Origin of the sequence: Bythopirellula sp., assembly GCF_041737835.1 — a bacterium.
Classification (GTDB): domain Bacteria; phylum Planctomycetota; class Planctomycetia; order Pirellulales; family Lacipirellulaceae; genus Bythopirellula.
On sequence record NZ_JBGSQY010000034.1, the window covers coordinates 1 to 1,986 of the forward strand.

Genomic DNA, 1,986 nt, shown 5'->3' on the forward strand with positions numbered 1-1,986 from the left:
GCGTCTTCAGCTCGAATGGTGCGCGAGCGAATCCGTCGATTGAGTTCTTTGCGTTCCGGAGGACTTATCACAATTCGTTTAACTTTCACTCACACAGATTAACGCGAACTGTATCCGAAATCAAGGTTACATTGCACTAGCCTGAAAGCTGATTTCTTCGCTCGCATGAAATTCAGCCTTTTGCTCACTTGACGGGCTAATCGTCGGCGCAGTCCCGCTGTCCGCATGGAGACTTAAAGACCATCCGAACAATCCTACTGCCAACAAAAACGAGCGATGATGTGTATTCATAAAAAAGCTTTTCTACGGCATATGTTTGGATTGCTGCATTGCAGCAGTCCGATGCAAGAGCCGAATATCGTTCGCAAACGAGGCAGCGGGCAACAAGTCACCAGCGGAGATATCATTAACCCTCGCGATTTCGCCTTGCTTGTTGTAAGTAACTTTTACTTTTTGGCCCGCTGAGGTTTCAGTTAGGAACCATATCGGAAGATTGTTCTTGTACGCTGCTATCTGCTTGCCGGAGTCATCATAGGCAAAGTTTAAAACAGTTCCGTCATTCCAATCAATTCGCGCCACACGGCTTGAGTTTGGTTCGTAAGAGTATTTCTCAACACGCGAGATGAGGTTGGCCTCTTCCAACAAGCCGTAGCGATATTTTTTTATAGCAACTATCACGGGTGTCCGGTTAAGTGACCAAAGATGTCGCAGAAGTTGCATGATATGAAGGTCTTGCAAAGGAAAAGGGATGTGACGCATTTGAAATCGCCCCAGGATTTCGGCCATGAATTCCGGCCGATTTGTCTTGTCGCAACTCCTCGATCTTGTCCACCGCGAGACCCTCGACCGTTTGGTGGAACGCTACAACGCAGATTCGCGAGTGCGGCATTTTGGCTGCCGCCAGCAGCTTATTGCCATGGCCTTTGCTCAGCTCACTTGGCGGGAGGGATTGCGCGACATCGTCGACTGCCTGAATGCGCGGCCTTCCACCAGATACCACTTGGGGTTCCGGGAACCCTTGGCCAAGTCGACTTTGGCAGATGCCAACGAGCAGCGCGACTGGCGGCTTTGGGAGGACTTGGCAAAATCTCTCATGCGCAAAGCGCGTCCGCTTTATGCCGGGGAGGACTTGGGTTTGGAAATGGAAAACTCCGTCTATGCCCTCGACTCGACGACGGTGGACCTCTCCTTGACCCTGTTCCCGTGGGCCGACTTTCGAAGCACCAAGGCCGGGATCAAACTTCACACCCAGATCGATCTGCGTGGTCCGATTCCAACCTGCATTTTTATCACAGGAGCCCGGCAGCACGATGTTCTCTGGCTCGACGAGCTTATCTTCGAAGCTGGTGCCTTCTATGTCATGGACCGGGGCTATATGGATTTCGTTCGGCTCAACCGGGTTGCCAGTTCTGGAGCCTTTTTCGTGACACGGGCAAAAGACAATTTGCAGTTTGCCAGACAAGTCTCCCAACCCGTGGACTACCTTTCTGGCGTTCGCAGCGATCAGATCGGCAGACCCAAGTTGGCAAAGGCCCGGTCGGACTTCCCTGCACTGCTGCGCAAGGTCCGATACTTCGACAAGGAAACCCAGCGCGACTTGGTCTTTCTCACCAACAACCTCAACATCCCGGCACTGACTGTGGCCAATGTTTATCGATTGCGCTGGCGCATTGAATTGTTTTTCCGCTGGATCAAGGGTCACCTTCGAATCAAACACTACTATGGGACAAGCCCGAATGCCGTGAAGACTCAAATTTGGATTGCTGTGTGCGTTTACTTGATGGTGGCCATTATCCACAAGCAACTGAACCTGCCTGGAACCTTGCACAGAACTTTGCAGATGTTGAGTGTTCATCCGTTTGAGAAAGTGCCTCTAAATGAACTGCTTACAGAAAACGACTTCATACATTTGCAACAATTAGATTCTAACCAGCTGATGCTGTGGGATTTATAACCGGACACTCGTGTGCATTTCTATAAAAATAT

2 protein-coding genes are annotated in these 1,986 nt (G+C 50.5%); one reads left to right on the plus strand and one right to left on the minus strand.

Annotation, left to right across the window (positions count from 1 at the left end; genetic code table 11):
• Positions 1–303: 303 nt before the first annotated feature.
• Positions 304–786: a hypothetical protein gene (locus AC6T8Q_RS11170; protein WP_500679153.1), complete on the minus strand. Its 483-nt coding sequence runs from the start codon at positions 784–786 to the stop codon at positions 304–306.
• On the opposite strand from AC6T8Q_RS11170, the gene AC6T8Q_RS11175 reads away from it, so the two are divergent.
• Positions 785–1,954: an IS4 family transposase gene (locus AC6T8Q_RS11175; protein ID WP_500679154.1), complete on the plus strand. Its 1,170-nt coding sequence runs from the start codon at positions 785–787 to the stop codon at positions 1,952–1,954. The genes AC6T8Q_RS11170 and AC6T8Q_RS11175 overlap by 2 nt on opposite strands.
• Positions 1,955–1,986 lie beyond the last annotated feature (32 nt).

Bases quoted from the DNA above. Each gene is read 5' to 3' on its own strand.
- AC6T8Q_RS11175 (WP_500679154.1), top strand. From the start codon at position 785: ATGAATTCCGGCCGATTTGTCTTGTCGCAACTCCTCGATCTTGTCCAC.
- AC6T8Q_RS11170 (WP_500679153.1), bottom strand. From the start codon at position 786: ATGGCCGAAATCCTGGGGCGATTTCAAATGCGTCACATCCCTTTTCCT.